This is a genomic window from Endobacterium panacihumi (assembly GCF_050847465.1).
Classification (GTDB): Bacteria; Pseudomonadota; Alphaproteobacteria; order Rhizobiales; family Rhizobiaceae; genus Neorhizobium; species Neorhizobium panacihumi.
In genome coordinates, this window is record NZ_JBOZRA010000008.1 from 170,557 (window position 1) to 183,766 (window position 13,210).

The 13,210-nt window shown below is 60.2% G+C and carries 11 protein-coding genes; 5 read left to right on the forward strand and 6 right to left on the reverse strand.

Features of this window, described 5'->3' with window-relative positions; all coding sequences use genetic code 11:
* Positions 1–220: 220 nt before the first annotated feature.
* From proS to ACRQ1B_RS25770, 4 genes are all read left to right on the forward strand, one after another.
* Entirely contained in the window at positions 221–1,549 is a 1,329-nt protein-coding gene (proS, locus tag ACRQ1B_RS25755) for a proline--tRNA ligase (protein WP_432296969.1), read from the forward strand.
* An 87-nt stretch (positions 1,550–1,636) separates the two neighbouring features.
* The gene (locus ACRQ1B_RS25760) at positions 1,637–2,944 is read left to right on the forward strand and encodes a lipoprotein-releasing ABC transporter permease subunit (RefSeq protein WP_432296970.1); all 1,308 of its coding nucleotides are present in this window, start codon (positions 1,637–1,639) and stop codon (positions 2,942–2,944) included.
* A gap of 14 nt (positions 2,945–2,958) precedes the next feature.
* Positions 2,959–3,642 (forward strand): ABC transporter ATP-binding protein, encoded by a 684-nt coding sequence (locus ACRQ1B_RS25765; protein WP_432296971.1) that lies wholly within the window; start codon positions 2,959–2,961, stop codon positions 3,640–3,642.
* A 730-nt stretch (positions 3,643–4,372) separates the two neighbouring features.
* Positions 4,373–6,799, forward strand: a complete 2,427-nt coding sequence (locus tag ACRQ1B_RS25770) for a methyl-accepting chemotaxis protein (protein ID WP_432296972.1) — start codon at positions 4,373–4,375, stop codon at positions 6,797–6,799.
* Positions 6,800–6,924: 125 nt separating this feature from the next.
* Here the strand turns inward: ACRQ1B_RS25770 and ACRQ1B_RS25775 are convergent, their stop codons facing one another.
* Together ACRQ1B_RS25775 and ACRQ1B_RS25780 are read right to left on the reverse strand one after the other, a co-directional pair.
* On the reverse strand, positions 6,925–7,560 hold the full coding sequence (locus ACRQ1B_RS25775; protein WP_432296973.1) for a glutathione S-transferase family protein: 636 nt from the start codon (positions 7,558–7,560) through the stop codon (positions 6,925–6,927).
* 54 nt (positions 7,561–7,614) lie between these two features.
* Positions 7,615–8,235, reverse strand: a complete 621-nt coding sequence (locus ACRQ1B_RS25780; RefSeq protein WP_432296974.1) for a pyridoxamine 5'-phosphate oxidase family protein — start codon at positions 8,233–8,235, stop codon at positions 7,615–7,617.
* A 120-nt stretch (positions 8,236–8,355) separates the two neighbouring features.
* Here ACRQ1B_RS25780 and ACRQ1B_RS25785 point away from each other — a divergent pair, with 120 nt between their 5' ends.
* The gene (locus tag ACRQ1B_RS25785; protein ID WP_432296975.1) at positions 8,356–9,261 is read left to right on the forward strand and encodes a LysR substrate-binding domain-containing protein; all 906 of its coding nucleotides are present in this window, start codon (positions 8,356–8,358) and stop codon (positions 9,259–9,261) included.
* Positions 9,262–9,360: 99 nt separating this feature from the next.
* On the opposite strand, the gene ACRQ1B_RS25790 is transcribed toward ACRQ1B_RS25785, so the two are convergent.
* The 4 genes from ACRQ1B_RS25790 to ACRQ1B_RS25805 form a co-directional block, all read right to left on the reverse strand.
* Positions 9,361–9,744: a VOC family protein gene (locus ACRQ1B_RS25790; RefSeq protein ID WP_432296976.1), complete on the reverse strand. Its 384-nt coding sequence runs from the start codon at positions 9,742–9,744 to the stop codon at positions 9,361–9,363.
* Positions 9,744–10,904 carry an MFS transporter gene (locus tag ACRQ1B_RS25795; protein ID WP_432296977.1) on the reverse strand — a complete coding sequence of 387 codons (1,161 nt, stop codon included), beginning with the start codon at positions 10,902–10,904 and terminating at the stop codon, positions 9,744–9,746. Before ACRQ1B_RS25795 ends, ACRQ1B_RS25790 begins: the two co-directional genes overlap by 1 nt.
* A 23-nt stretch (positions 10,905–10,927) precedes the next feature.
* Positions 10,928–11,707, reverse strand: coding sequence for a DeoR/GlpR family DNA-binding transcription regulator (locus tag ACRQ1B_RS25800; RefSeq protein WP_432296978.1), 780 nt, complete (start codon positions 11,705–11,707; stop codon positions 10,928–10,930).
* 121 nt (positions 11,708–11,828) lie between these two features.
* Complete coding sequence (locus ACRQ1B_RS25805; RefSeq protein ID WP_432296979.1) at positions 11,829–13,091, reverse strand: sensor domain-containing diguanylate cyclase; 1,263 nt, start codon at positions 13,089–13,091, stop codon at positions 11,829–11,831.
* Between the last annotated feature and the right edge of the window lie 119 nt (positions 13,092–13,210).

Sequence of the window (13,210 nt, forward strand, 5' to 3'; positions counted from 1 at the left end):
CTCAAAAAACCATGTTTTGATTACCTATGGCGGCGCTGCTTCGTTCCGGCACACGCGCAGATTGCTGCAAAAGCCTGTCTTCTGAGCATCCGCTCACATGTTTTCAAGCCTGTGCCCAACCGGGTTTTCATGTGCTGCCGAACCGGCTATGAACGCACGCAATATCAGCCCTCTAACGGTCGATTCCTTTCAAGTGTCGGCCCGCAAATCGGAAAACGCGATGCGCCTGTCCCGCTATTTTTTGCCCATTCTGAAGGAAAATCCCAAGGAAGCGGAAATCGTCTCCCACCGCCTGATGCTGCGTTCGGGCATGGTTCGCCAGCAGAGCCAGGGCATTTATTCCTGGCTGCCGCTCGGCAAGCGCGTCATGGACAAGGTCAACAAGATCATCCGTGAAGAGCAGGATCGCGCCGGCGCCATCGAGCTGCTGATGCCGACCCTGCAGTCGGCCGAGCTGTGGCAGGAAAGCGGTCGTTACGAGGATTACGGCAAGGAAATGCTGCGCATCACGGACCGCCAGGAGCGTCCGATGCTCTACGGTCCGACCAATGAGGAAATGGTCACCGACATTTTCCGTTCGGCGGTAAAATCCTACAAGAACCTGCCGCTCAACCTCTATCATATTCAGCTGAAATTCCGCGACGAGATCCGTCCGCGTTTCGGCACCATGCGTTCGCGCGAATTCCTGATGAAGGATGCCTATTCCTTCGACCTGACCAAGGAAGGCGCGATCCATTCCTATAACAAGATGTTCGCGGCTTACCTGCGCACGTTCGATCGTCTCGGCCTGCGCGCCATCCCGATGCGCGCCGATACCGGCCCCATCGGCGGCAACCACAGCCACGAATTCATCATTCTCGCGGAAACCGGCGAGTCCGAAGTCTTCTCGCACCGCGATTTCACCAATTTCGACATTCCGGCCGCCGATATCGATTTCGACGATGTTGCCGGCATGCAGGCGATCTTCGACAAGTGGACTTCGGTTTACGCCGCCACCTCGGAAATGCACGATGAAGCTGCATTCGACGCCATTCCGGAAGGCGACCGCCTGTCCGCTCGTGGTATCGAAGTCGGCCACATCTTCTATTTCGGCACAAAATATTCGGAGCCGATGGGCGCCAAGGTTCAGGGCCCGGATGGCAAGGAACACCTTGTCCACATGGGATCCTATGGCATCGGCCCGACCCGCCTTGTTCCCGCCATCATCGAAGCCTCGCATGACGAGAACGGAATCATCTGGCCGGCTTCGGTCGCGCCGTTCGATGCCATGGTCATCACCATGAAGCCGGGTGACGAAAACTGCGACCGCGTTTGCGACGGCCTCTACACCGGCCTCACAAATGCCGGTTTGGACGTGCTCTACGACGACACGGATGACCGTGCAGGCACCAAGTTCGCCACGGCCGATCTGATCGGTGTGCCGGTGCAGCTGATCGTCGGCCCGCGTTCGGCCGCGACCGGCGAAGTCGAGGTGAAGGACCGCAAGACGGGTGCGCGCGAAACCATGACCATGGAAGCCGCGCTGAACCGTCTGACGGCCAAGGCCTGATACGGAATACCGTTCTGGCGACCTCTCGTGAGGTCGCCCGAGCGCCAAGACCAATGACCGCCCATGCGCGGTGACCGAGGAGAACACATGGCGAAGGTCGTGAGCGAAGGTGATGGCACGCGGCAGGGAGCACCCTCGGCCGGTCCGTTTTCCGGGTTTGAGCGCATGGTCGCCTGGCGTTATCTGCGCTCGCGCCGCAAGGAAGCCTTCATCTCCGTCATCGCCGGCTTTTCCTTTGTCGGCATCATGCTTGGCGTTGCCACGCTGATCATCGTCATGGCCGTCATGAACGGTTTTCGCACCGAACTGATCTCGCGCATTCTCGGCATCAACGGCCATATCATCGTGCAGCCGGTCGATCGCCCGCTCAATGATTATGCCGATCTCACCACCAAATTCGCAGCCGTTCCCGGTGTCACCATGGCGCTGCCGCTGGTCGAAGGCCAGACGCTGGCGCAGGGCAATACCGGCGGCGGTTCCGGCGCGTTGGTGCGCGGTGTGCGCGCCGAAGATCTGGAAAAGCTGAAGGAAGTCTCCGGCAACATCAAGTCGGGCGATATGGTCGGTTTCGCCTCGGGCGATGGCGTCCTGATCGGTTCGCGCCTGGCTTCGTCGCTCGGTCTGTCGGCCGGTGATCGCATCACGCTGGTGGCGCCGGAAGGCGACGTTACCCCGATGGGCGTCAGTCCGCGGGTCAAATCCTATCCGATTTCCGGCACGTTCGAGATCGGCATGTCGGAATATGATGCCTCGATCGTCTATATGCCGCTCGAAGAGGCGCAGGCCTATTTCAACGCAGACGGCATCGTCCAGTCGATCGAACTCTTCATCGAGCATCCGGATGCGGTGGATGGCATGCGGCCGCTGATCGAGATGGCGGCCGGCGATCGCCAGATCTTTCTGACCGATTGGCGCCAGCGCAACCAGACCTTCTTTTCCGCTCTGCAGGTGGAGCGCAACGTCATGTTCATGATCCTGACGCTGATCGTGCTTGTCGCAGCCCTCAACATCATTTCCGGCCTGATCATGCTGGTGAAGGACAAGGGATCGGATATCGCCATCCTGCGCACCATGGGGGCCAGTTCAGGCGCCATCATGCGCATTTTCTTCATGACCGGCGCAGCGATCGGTTTTGTCGGCACGTTTGCCGGTGTTCTCCTGGGCGTCGTCGTCTGTCTGAATATCGAATCGATCCGCAGCTTCTTCTCCTGGCTTTCCGGCACAGTCCTGTTCAATCCGGAACTCTATTTCCTCAGTGAACTGCCCGCCGAAATGACCTTCAGCGAAACCTCGACCGTGGTCATCATGGCGCTGACGCTCTCCTTCATCGCAACCATATTCCCGGCATGGCGGGCCTCCAGGCTCGATCCCGTGCAGGCGCTGCGCTACGAATAGGAACGCACACCTCCATGGCAACCAAGACCATTCTGAAGCTCACCGGCGTCGGCAGGCAGTACGGCCAGGGCGATACCGTGCTCTCCATCCTCAAGGACGCCGATTTTTCACTGAAATCGGGCGAGATCGTCGCGCTGGTCGCCCCGTCTGGCACGGGAAAGTCCACCCTGCTGCATCTTGCCGGTCTGCTGGAACACCCCGATCAGGGCGAAATCTATATCGATGGCGAAGCCTGTGGTGGCTTGTCCGACGATCGCCGCACGGCCATCCGCCGTGGCGATATCGGCTTCGTTTACCAGTTCCACCATCTGCTGCCGGAATTCACTGCGCTCGAAAACATCATGATGCCGCAGCTGATCGCCGGCCTTCCGCACAAGGAAGCCAAGGAGCGTGCTGCCGCACTCCTAGATTACATGCGCATCGGCCACCGTGCCGAACATCGCCCGGCAGAGCTTTCCGGCGGTGAACAGCAGCGTGTGGCGATTGCCCGCGCCGTCGCCAATGCGCCGCTCCTGCTTCTGGCCGACGAACCGACCGGCAATCTCGACCCGGAAACCGCATCCTACGTGTTCGACGCCTTGCAGGCGCTGGTGCGTCAGTCCGGTCTGGCCGCCATGATCGCCACCCACAACCACGAACTCGCCGCCCGCATGGACCGGCGCGTGACGCTCGAAGGCGGCAAGATCGTCGATTTCTGATCGACGACACGCAAGGCGAATCGCATTTTATCCTGCGGGCAATCCTTGGCGGCGCGCCTTTCGGCGCACGCCACGCGTCTGTTGCCGGCAAGCGCTTCGATTATTTTTCAAATTCGAAAATTTTTTTACGCGGATTGTGTGCCGTGCACGGCCTGTGCGGGGCCGATGCTGCGATTGTATGTGTCGGCAATTGCACGCAGTCTGCGTGTGGGAGTGTCTCAAACCTGCGACACACGATTTTCGGTTTTCGCGTTTGAGTAGGTACAGGCAGGGTGCGGCAATCACCAAGGATTGATAAAGTATAATCCGAGTAATATTTCGATGTTTGTAGTGCATGTGATTGGGTGTCGCTTTGAAGTATTTCCCGTTAATATTGTGTTCAGCATTTAAATCTAGCTCTTTGTCTGTCGCAGATGACATGTGACTGTAGAGAACCTGGCCTCATGAAGGGCGCTGGTGGTTCACCGACCTGAACCCATGGAGCGCGTTTTGCCTGCACTGACCCCCAAGACATTGCGGTAGCCGCGTTCCCGGCGTGGAACGATCGGCGCGAAGCACGTCGTGCCGATCGTTCTCTCCTTACGATCCTCCCAAGCATCGTTCATTGACCGGCCGCGAGGCCAGGTTCGCACAGCGACAACCGCATGACGCGGTTGGGGCAGGGTGCCCCATGCTTGAAATTCACCCCATCCCTCACGTTCGATCGGCTTCCATATCCCACGAGGAACACATGCAATTCCGTTCCATACAGATGAAAATCGCTCTGCTTTCGGGCTTCTGCGTCATTGCCGCCACCGGTTCGCTGGTCGGCTACAGCATGGTTTCCGCCAGCAATACCCAGCAGTTTGTCGGCACGAAGGTGAACGATCTTCTGGTCGAAAAGACCAAATCAAGCCTGGCGACACTCGCCTCCACCCAGTCCGGCACGATCCGCTCCTCGCTCGACAGTGCCATGGATTCGGCCCGCAATCTGGCGCGCGCCTTCGAGGTCGCAGCGTCCAGCGGTCCGACGGCCACGCCGATCGAGACCCGCCGCGCGCAACTGAACGCCATGCTGTTGAACGTGCTGGAGGGCAATCCGCGCTTCAACGGCACCTACAGCGCCTGGGAGCCGAACGGTCTCGACGGCCGCGATGCGGAATTCCGCAACAACAAACAGTTCGCCTCCGATGCCAATGGCCGTTTCCTGCCCTATTGGACACGCGATGCCGCCGGCAAGATCGCCCTGCAGCAACTGGTCGAATTCGACAGCCACGAACTGCACCCGAACGGCGTCATGAAGGGCGGCTGGTATATCGGCCCGCAGACCGGCAATGGCGAAAGCATTCTCGATCCGCTTCCCTATATCGTTCAGGGCAAGCAGGTGTTTCTGGCCACCATGTCGGTGCCGATCACCATCGACGGCAAGTTCAAGGGCGTTGCCGGCGCAGATTTCGACCTGACCTTCGTGCAGCAACTGGCCGAACAGGTGAAATCGTCCATCTATGGCGGCAAGGCCAGCGTCGAGATCGTCAGCTACAAGGGCCTGATCGTCGCCTCCAGTTCCAGCCCTGAAACCATCGGCAAACAGTATGCGATGAACGATGCCGGTCGTGAAGGCGACCTGTCGATCATCCGTGGCGGCAAGAGCGATGTCGTGGTCGATGCCGACAGTTTCAAGGCCTTTGCGCCGATCACCATCGGTCGCACCACCACGCCGTGGTCCGTGGTCATCGATGTGCCGCGGGGCGTTGCCATGTCCGAAGTCATCGCGCTGGACAAGGATCTTTCCAACCGGAACGGCAACGACATGCAGTTGCAGATGCTGGTGGCGCTGCTGATCGCCGCAGCCGGTATCGGGGGCATGTGGTTCGTCGCCCGCTCCATCGCCAACCCGATCGCCTTGCTGACCGACAGCATGCGCCGCCTTGCCGGCAATGACACCTCCGTCGATGTGCCTGGCCGCGGCCGTGCCGATGAAATCGGCCACATGGCCGGCGCCGTCGAAGTGTTCAAGGAAAACGCGATCGCCAAGGTCGGCATCGAACGCGCCGCCGAGACTGAGCGCAACATGAGCGAAACCGAACGGCGGGAACGCGATGCCCAGAAGGCGCGCGACGCTGCCGATATCCAGCACGCCGTCGATTCACTGGCCGAAGGTCTGAAACGTCTCTCCGACGGTGATGTCGCCTACCGCATCTCCAGCCCGTTCGTTGCCCATCTTGATGGCCTGCGGATGAACTTCAACGACTCGCTGAGCAAGCTGCAGAAGGCATTGCAGAACGTGAAGGCGAATGCGCATGCCATCGAAGGCGGCGCCAACGAAATCCGCTCGGCCGCCAATGATCTCGCCAAGCGCACCGAACAGCAGGCGGCCTCCGTCGAGGAAACCGCGGCAGCTCTCGAACAGATCGCCACGACGATGAAGGATTCGACCATCCGCGCCGAAGAAGCCGGCACCTTGGTTTCCCGTACCCGCGTCGGTGCCGAAAAGGCCGGCCAGATCGTCCGCGAGGCGGTTGTCGCCATGCAGCAGATCGAACAGTCATCCGGCGAAATTTCCAACATCATCGGCGTTATCGACGAGATCGCCTTCCAGACCAACCTTCTGGCTCTGAACGCCGGTGTGGAAGCGGCACGCGCCGGGGAAGCGGGCAAGGGTTTTGCCGTCGTGGCACAGGAAGTTCGCGAACTCGCCCAGCGTTCGGCAACAGCGGCAAAGGAAATCAAGTCGCTGATCAACACCTCCAACGAACACGTGCAGAACGGCGTCGAACTGGTCGGCGAAACGGGTTCCCAGCTCACCACCATCGTCGGCGAGGTCAACCAGATCAACCAGAATGTCTCGGCGATCGTCGAGGCGGCCCGCGAACAGTCGGTCGGCATTCAGGAGATCAACAAGGCCGTCAACAGCATCGATCAGGGCACCCAGCAGAACGCCGCCATGGTGGAGGAATCCACCGCCGCCAGCCATGGTCTTGCGCGTGAAGCCGATGCCCTGAACGGCCTGATCCGCCAGTTCAATCTCGGCAACGGTGCGGCCGCTGCCCCTGAACTGCGAGTGGCGAGTGAGCAGAGCAAGCCGGTCGTGTCGCCGGTCAAGGCACTCGGCCGCAAGGTCGCCAGCGCCTTCGGCGGCGGGTCTGCCGCAGCAGCGCAAACCTGGACGGATTTCTGACCGGATCGATCCCCAACGGTCAGAGTATGGCCCCGGTCGGTGTTCCATCCCGACCGGGGCCTTTTGGTTCATGGCTGCGTCACGGCAACGCGTGCAGCCGGAAATGAAGCATCCGCGCAGAGCGATCAAAGCTGGAGAAGAACACTTCTTTCCCTCTCCAGTGCGCGCCGGGCAGCCGGTCGCTCCAGCAAACGGTCTTTCAGAGCGGTGAGGTTTGTCAGTTCGTTGATTGGCAGTCCGACGTCGCGGCCCCAGGGAAAGAACACCAGTGTGTAGGCATCGGCCAGGGTAAATTCGTCGCCCATGATCCAGGGCTGGTCTGCCGCCATTGCGTCAAGCTCTCGCAAATGCGTCCAGTAGGTGTCTTTCGCCTGCGCTTTCAGGTCACCTTGTGATCCGGTATCGGCGACATATTGCTCCGGATGAATGAACTGTTTGAAGGTCGAATGCACGGAAGCGGAAAGCCATGCACAATGTGCAATTGTGCGCGCCCTGTCTATTGCATTCGTGCCAAGCAGCCTGCCCTGAAGATGCGTGGATCCCACCCAGCCCAGGATGGCGGTTGTCTCGAGGAGCACGCGACCGTCATCAAAACGCAGTGCCGGCACTTTTGCGCGATGATTGATGGCAAGGTAGTTTGGCTTGTTGTTTTCTCCCGTAAAGATGTTGATCTTTTTCGCCTCGAAGACGGCGCCTGCCTCCTCAAGTGCGACGTGCGAGGCCATGGAGCAGGCATAGGGGCTATAAAACAGAGTCAGCATGAATCGTTGTCCAGAATAATGTGAAGGAATGAAAATCGGCGGATAGGGCGCCGGTCAGGGTGTTTTATGAATCTGCGCGCGAAGCGTAGCGTTTTCGGCCTCCAGCGCGCTCAACCGGTCACGTATCGGGCGCAACCCGTCCTCGATCTGTGCCTCGGTGTAGCGCGGCACGATATGCTGCGGACAATTCCAGTCGAAATTCTGAAGCCGCAGCCGCACGATCCGCTCGGCCTTTGCGCGGGTTCCCTCCAGAACAGCCGCAGCCAGTTCACCATCCTCATCGATCTGCACGACTTCGGCGTGAACGTAGATCTTGAGACGCGTCCGGCGCGGATAGTCCATCAGGAAAAGACAAGCCTTATCGCTGGCCGACAGGTTTCCCATGCTGATGTATTGAAAATTCCCGCGGTAATCGGCAAACGCGAGCGTGCGCTCATCCAGAACCTTGAGGAAACCCTGTGGCCCGCCGCGGTGCTGGACATACGGCCATCCGGTCTCGGAGGTCGTTGCCATGTAAAAGCTGTCCCGCTCGGCGATGAAACGCTGCTCCTGCTCGGTGAACCTGTCGAAGTCGCGGTTGCCGCCGAAGTTTTCCCACATCTGGGAGACACCGTGTTGCTCCTGAAAGGCGCGCACGGATGGCGTTACCGCCACATCCAGAAATCCAAAGCCCATTGTTCGGTCTCCATCGCTTGCCTGATGATGAATACTTGGCAAGAATGGATGTAATGGAGCTGTGCTCTCCCCACAATCGATGGTATTTGCGCAGCATCTTCTCAGAAAATGAGGAAATATATGGATCGTTTGGAAGCCATGTCGCTCTTGATCGACACCTTGGAATCAGGAAGTTTTTCAGCGGCGGCAAGGCGCCGCCGCGTGCCGGTTGCAACGCTCACCCGTAAGATCGGGCAGTTGGAAGCACATCTTGGAGCCGCTCTCCTGATCCGCTCGACGCGACGGCTTTCTCTCACCAGCGCCGGCGAACGATATATCGCCGGAGCGCGACAAATCCTTACCCAACTTGAAGAGATCGAGCGCGAGGCCGCAGGGGAATTCAACGAGCCGACCGGACGCCTCGCGGTGAGTGCGCCGCGAATGTTCGGGCGGCTTCACGTTCTGCCGGTGGTCGGCGAGTTCCTGAACCATCACCAGGGCATCAGCGTCGATCTGCAGCTTAGCGACGAGAACGTCGATCTGGCAGCCGGTGCTGCCGACATCGCCGTTCGGATCGGTGCCCTTCCGGACAGTGGTCTGATCAGCACAAGGCTTGGCAGCATGCGATCTGTGCTCGTTGCGAGTCCGGCCTTCCTGCAGCGCCATGCCGAGCCACAGCAGCCCGAAGATCTTGCGAGGTTGCCGTCCATCAACCTCAATATTCCGCTGCCGTTCAAGGCGATGCGGCAGGGCGGCGATGGCTTTGAATGGCCGGAAGGCAAGACACGGCTTTTCGTCTCTACCGCCGAAGCTGCGGTCGATGCTGCTGAGGCTGGTTTGGGAATTGTGCGTCTGATGCATTATCAGGCGGCGGAGGCTTTGCGTTCCGGGCGCCTGCGCTTGTTGCTTGCGTCTTTCGAGGGAAAGCCGGCACCAGTCCATGTGCTTCACGCGCCGCGGCCACAGCTTCCGCAGAAAATCCGTTACTTTCTTGATTTCGCAAGCGTACGGTTGCGGGCGTCGCTGATCGGGATTGCCGAAACCTGACGAGCGGAAAAGTCGCACAATCGTGGAGCAAGACACCTTCGAGCGATCGATCGATGAGATCGGCGATGGCTTTTTATCCCGATGAAGCCGAAACTGCCCTTACGCCGTGATCTCCACCGGCGTCCCGTCGGGCATAAGAATGACTGCCTCGTAAAATCCATCGCCGGTCCAGCGCGGACCGGATTTCAGGCAGCCATCGCGGCGGCATTGTTCCGCAAGCTTATCCACTGTTTCGCCGTGCCCGAGGGAAATGGCGATGTGATCCCAGCCGACCCGCTCCGCTGGTGCGTCCGCTACCAGCCAGGGCCCGGTCATCAGTTCGATCTGGCCACCACTCTCAGGCAATGTCACGAAGCGCGAGATGAAGCCTGGCCGGTTTTTGCTGTGATATGCCTCGCCGATTTCCGCGCCAAAATAGTCTTGCCAGAATTTTGACGCCGCTTCGAGGTCACGCGTCCATAATGCCGTATGGGCGATCCGCATCAGTTCGCCTTTCGGGTCACAATGCCTGCGCAGATCGGCACAAGGCAGAGCAGGGCGGCCAGCAGCCAGAAGGAGACCGGCAGGCCGGTGTGTTTGGCAACGAAGCCGACGCCGGCCGGACCGACGAGTACGCCGGCATAACCGGTCGTGGTGATGGCGGCGACGGCAAGCCCGGATGGCATGACCGTCTGCGAACCGGCACGGCGGAACAGAACCGGCACGATGTTTGATGCACCCAGTCCGATCAGCAGAAAACCGCTCATGGCCAGCACCGTGCCGGGGGCTGCGAGCAGCACGGCAAAACCGGCAATCGCCACGATGCCACCCCAAAACAAGGTGGGGCGGTCACCGAGTTTGGCGGTGATCACATCGCCGCACAGGCGGCCAGCCGTCATGGCGATTGCAAACAGCATGTAACCCAGTCCGCCCTGGCTTGCCTCGACTCGGCCTTCGGAGGTCAAAAGCAGCGCGCTCCAGTCCAGCACCGCGCCTTCAACGAGAAAGGTGATGGCGGCGAGTGCAGCAAGCAGCACGACGATGCCGCGCGGCATCACGAACAGCGGTCCGTCCTCGGCCTGCACGGTGGAAAGCAGCCGCGGCCAGATGATCGCCATCGCCACCAGCATCATTGCCGACGAGATCAGCGTGGTGAGGAAAGGCCCGAGCTTTGCCGACAGAAGCAACGTCACCAGCATGGCCGCGATAAAGCCGCCAATGCTGTATTGCGCGTGAAAGCCGGACATCAGCGGTTTCGGCGCATCCTTCTCGACCTCGATCGCATGGATGTTCATCGCCACATCGAGCGTGCCGAGCGAGGCGCCGAACAGGGCAAGCGCGATGCCGAGAGCCACCGGCGTGTCGGCAATTGTGAGGAAGGGCAGGGTCAGCGCAATGCCGAAACCGCTGACGAGAATGATCGGCTTGGCGCCATATTTCGCCGAAAGCACGCCGGTCGCCAGCATGGCGAGGACGGAGCCGAGGCCGAGGCAGAGCAGGAGCACGCCGAGAACACCGTCATCGACACCCAGCCGCGCCTTGGCAAAGGGCACCAGCGGTGCCCAGCAGGCGATGCCGAAACCGGCAACAAGGAAGGAGAGACGGGTGGCAAGCCGTGTGGAAGGCCGGTCGGCACTGGCGGTGGTTTGTGCAAAAGCGGTCATGAAGATCTTTCCTGCGGGAAGGGTCAGGCGGTGCTCTGGCCGGGTGTCAGCAAGGCGTAACCGGCCTCGGTCAATGTTTCTCTGGTGTCGGCGCTGAGCGTGTCCTCGACGATCAGCCAGTCGATATTTTCGGCGCTGCCGATGCGATGCGGCGCGCGTTCCTCGAATTTTTCCGATGTCGCGAGCACGATATTGATGGCGCTGCGGGCCATCAGCTTTCGCTTGAAGATCGCGTCTGCATGTTCCTGCACACTCATTCCGGTTTCGGCCGAGACAGCGCAGGCGCCGACAAAACAGCGGTCGATGTTCAACTCGTCCAGCTTTGCGATTGCGCAGGCATCGACACTGCCGCCGACCACGGGATCGACCAGCCCGCCGATGAGGATCAGCGGAATGTCGCCGCGTTTCATGATGGCGGAAGCGATATCGACGGAATTGGTCGCGACCGTCAGTTTCTGATCGCCCGGCAAAAGTGCTGCCATGGCCAGATTGGTGCTGCCGCAATCGAGAAACAGCAATTCTCCTGCCGCCACCGTCTCTGCCGCGACACGCGCCAAAGCGGTTTTGCGTTCCGATGCCTTGCCTATCCGCTCGGTTATCGGCCGTGATGGCGTGACCAGCGGCAGCGCGCCGCCATAAACGCGTCGGCATTTGCCTTCGGCCGCCAGCGCGCGCAGATCACGACGCACTGCATCCTCGGAAATGTCGAATTCCAAAGCGATGGCGGAAGCGACGATTTCCTGGCCTTTTGCAAGCCGGGCTTCGATGACGTCGCGACGGGAGATGGACAGTGAAGTGTTCATGATCGTGCATTAGCGTGCGTAAACGCGAGCGTCAATCTTGGGGATATGTCACGATTTGTTTCGAACGTGCATAATCATGCGCATAGAAGGCGCATGATTATGCTCCTTACCGAGACAAGAATTACTGAAACACCACTTCCAGATTATGCCCGTCATGAGCAATCACCCGGCAGGTCGTCTCGATGCCATCGGCCGGGATCTGCAGCAGAAATTCGACCGGCAGGCTGTCGGCATTCGACACCACCAGTCCCGCGCTGTCGGCACCCAGCGATTTCACGGAGCAATTAACGAGGTTCTTGCGATCATCAAACAGAATGAAGCCGGTGCGCAGCACGCGCTTGCGCGCGCCATTGGCGGCCTTGGCAGCTTCCTTCTGCAACGCACTCCAGGAGCGGCACTGGTTTCGGCCTTCCTGCTTGGCCCGGTACATGGCGGCATCCGCCTGCGCCAGCAGCGTCTCGATATCCTTGCCGGTCAATGAGCGGGAGGCGACGCCAAAACTCGCGGTGACCGAAATTGTCTCGGTCCCGATATCGACCGTCAGGCCTTCAAGTGCCTTGCGCAGTCGCTCGGCCGTCGCCATGGCGCCGTCCATGTCCACATAGGGCAGGACGACCACGAACTCCTCGCCGCCGAAACGGCCGAACAGGTCGGTTGCCCTGAGCGTCGCCTTGCAGGTGGCGGATACGGCTTTGAGCACGATATCTCCCGCCGCATGGCCATAGGTGTCGTTGATCGATTTGAAATGGTCGATATCGAGCACGATGCAGGAGAGCGCATGCGCGTGGCGCTGCGCCAGCGTCACCATCTGGTCTGCTTCGGTCTTGAAGGCGCGGCGCGTCAGCGCTTCCGTCAAACTGTCGGTGGAGGCTGTCTGCAGAAGCTCGATCCGGTCCATGGCCGCACCCGCCAGTTCCTGCAGGATGCCGATCTCACGGACTCCAAAGGCGCGCGGGCGTTTGCCGACGGCGCAGAGCGTGCCGATCACATGCCCGGCCTTGGTCTTCATCGGCATGCCGGCGTAAAAGCGCACATGCAGATCGCCGGTCACGGCCGGATGGTCGGCGAAACGCGGGTCGAGCGTCGCATCGGGCACGATGATCGCTTCCTCTGCCGCCACCACATACCGGCAGAAACTGGCATCACGCTCGATTTCCCCAAATGTCAGGCCGCTGCAGGCCTTGTACCATTGCCGATGCGCGTCGATCAGCGAAACAATGCCGATCTCGACATCGAAGATCTGCTGGATCAGCCTTACGATACGATCAAAGCCCTCGTCGCGCGGGCTGTCGAGCATGTCGAGTTCCTGCAGTGCCGCCAGCCGGTCGGCTTCCCGCTGCATCGTCAACGCAGGCGATTTTTCGAGAACTTTCGAGGCCGTCATCGCAGTCGTCTCCCGGAAGCGGCAACACTGCCGCTATGTCGTTTGATATATTAGGCATAATTCGATGACGCTTCGTACGCAACCGTACTCAGCCAGCCCATCGTTTTCCGACGTTCAAC

What these genes read in the sequence shown, in the direction of transcription:
- ACRQ1B_RS25805 (WP_432296979.1), bottom strand. Translation starts at nt 13,091, where the DNA reads ATGACGGCCTCGAAAGTTCTCGAAAAATCGCCTGCGTTGACGATGCAG.
- proS (WP_432296969.1), top strand. Translation starts at nt 221, where the DNA reads ATGCGCCTGTCCCGCTATTTTTTGCCCATTCTGAAGGAAAATCCCAAG.
- ACRQ1B_RS25770 (WP_432296972.1), top strand. Translation starts at nt 4,373, where the DNA reads ATGCAATTCCGTTCCATACAGATGAAAATCGCTCTGCTTTCGGGCTTC.
- ACRQ1B_RS25765 (WP_432296971.1), top strand. Translation starts at nt 2,959, where the DNA reads ATGGCAACCAAGACCATTCTGAAGCTCACCGGCGTCGGCAGGCAGTAC.
- ACRQ1B_RS25790 (WP_432296976.1), bottom strand. Translation starts at nt 9,744, where the DNA reads ATGCGGATCGCCCATACGGCATTATGGACGCGTGACCTCGAAGCGGCG.
- ACRQ1B_RS25800 (WP_432296978.1), bottom strand. Translation starts at nt 11,707, where the DNA reads ATGAACACTTCACTGTCCATCTCCCGTCGCGACGTCATCGAAGCCCGG.
- ACRQ1B_RS25775 (WP_432296973.1), bottom strand. Translation starts at nt 7,560, where the DNA reads ATGCTGACTCTGTTTTATAGCCCCTATGCCTGCTCCATGGCCTCGCAC.
- ACRQ1B_RS25785 (WP_432296975.1), top strand. Translation starts at nt 8,356, where the DNA reads ATGGATCGTTTGGAAGCCATGTCGCTCTTGATCGACACCTTGGAATCA.
- ACRQ1B_RS25760 (WP_432296970.1), top strand. Translation starts at nt 1,637, where the DNA reads ATGGCGAAGGTCGTGAGCGAAGGTGATGGCACGCGGCAGGGAGCACCC.
- ACRQ1B_RS25795 (WP_432296977.1), bottom strand. Translation starts at nt 10,904, where the DNA reads ATGACCGCTTTTGCACAAACCACCGCCAGTGCCGACCGGCCTTCCACA.
- ACRQ1B_RS25780 (WP_432296974.1), bottom strand. Translation starts at nt 8,235, where the DNA reads ATGGGCTTTGGATTTCTGGATGTGGCGGTAACGCCATCCGTGCGCGCC.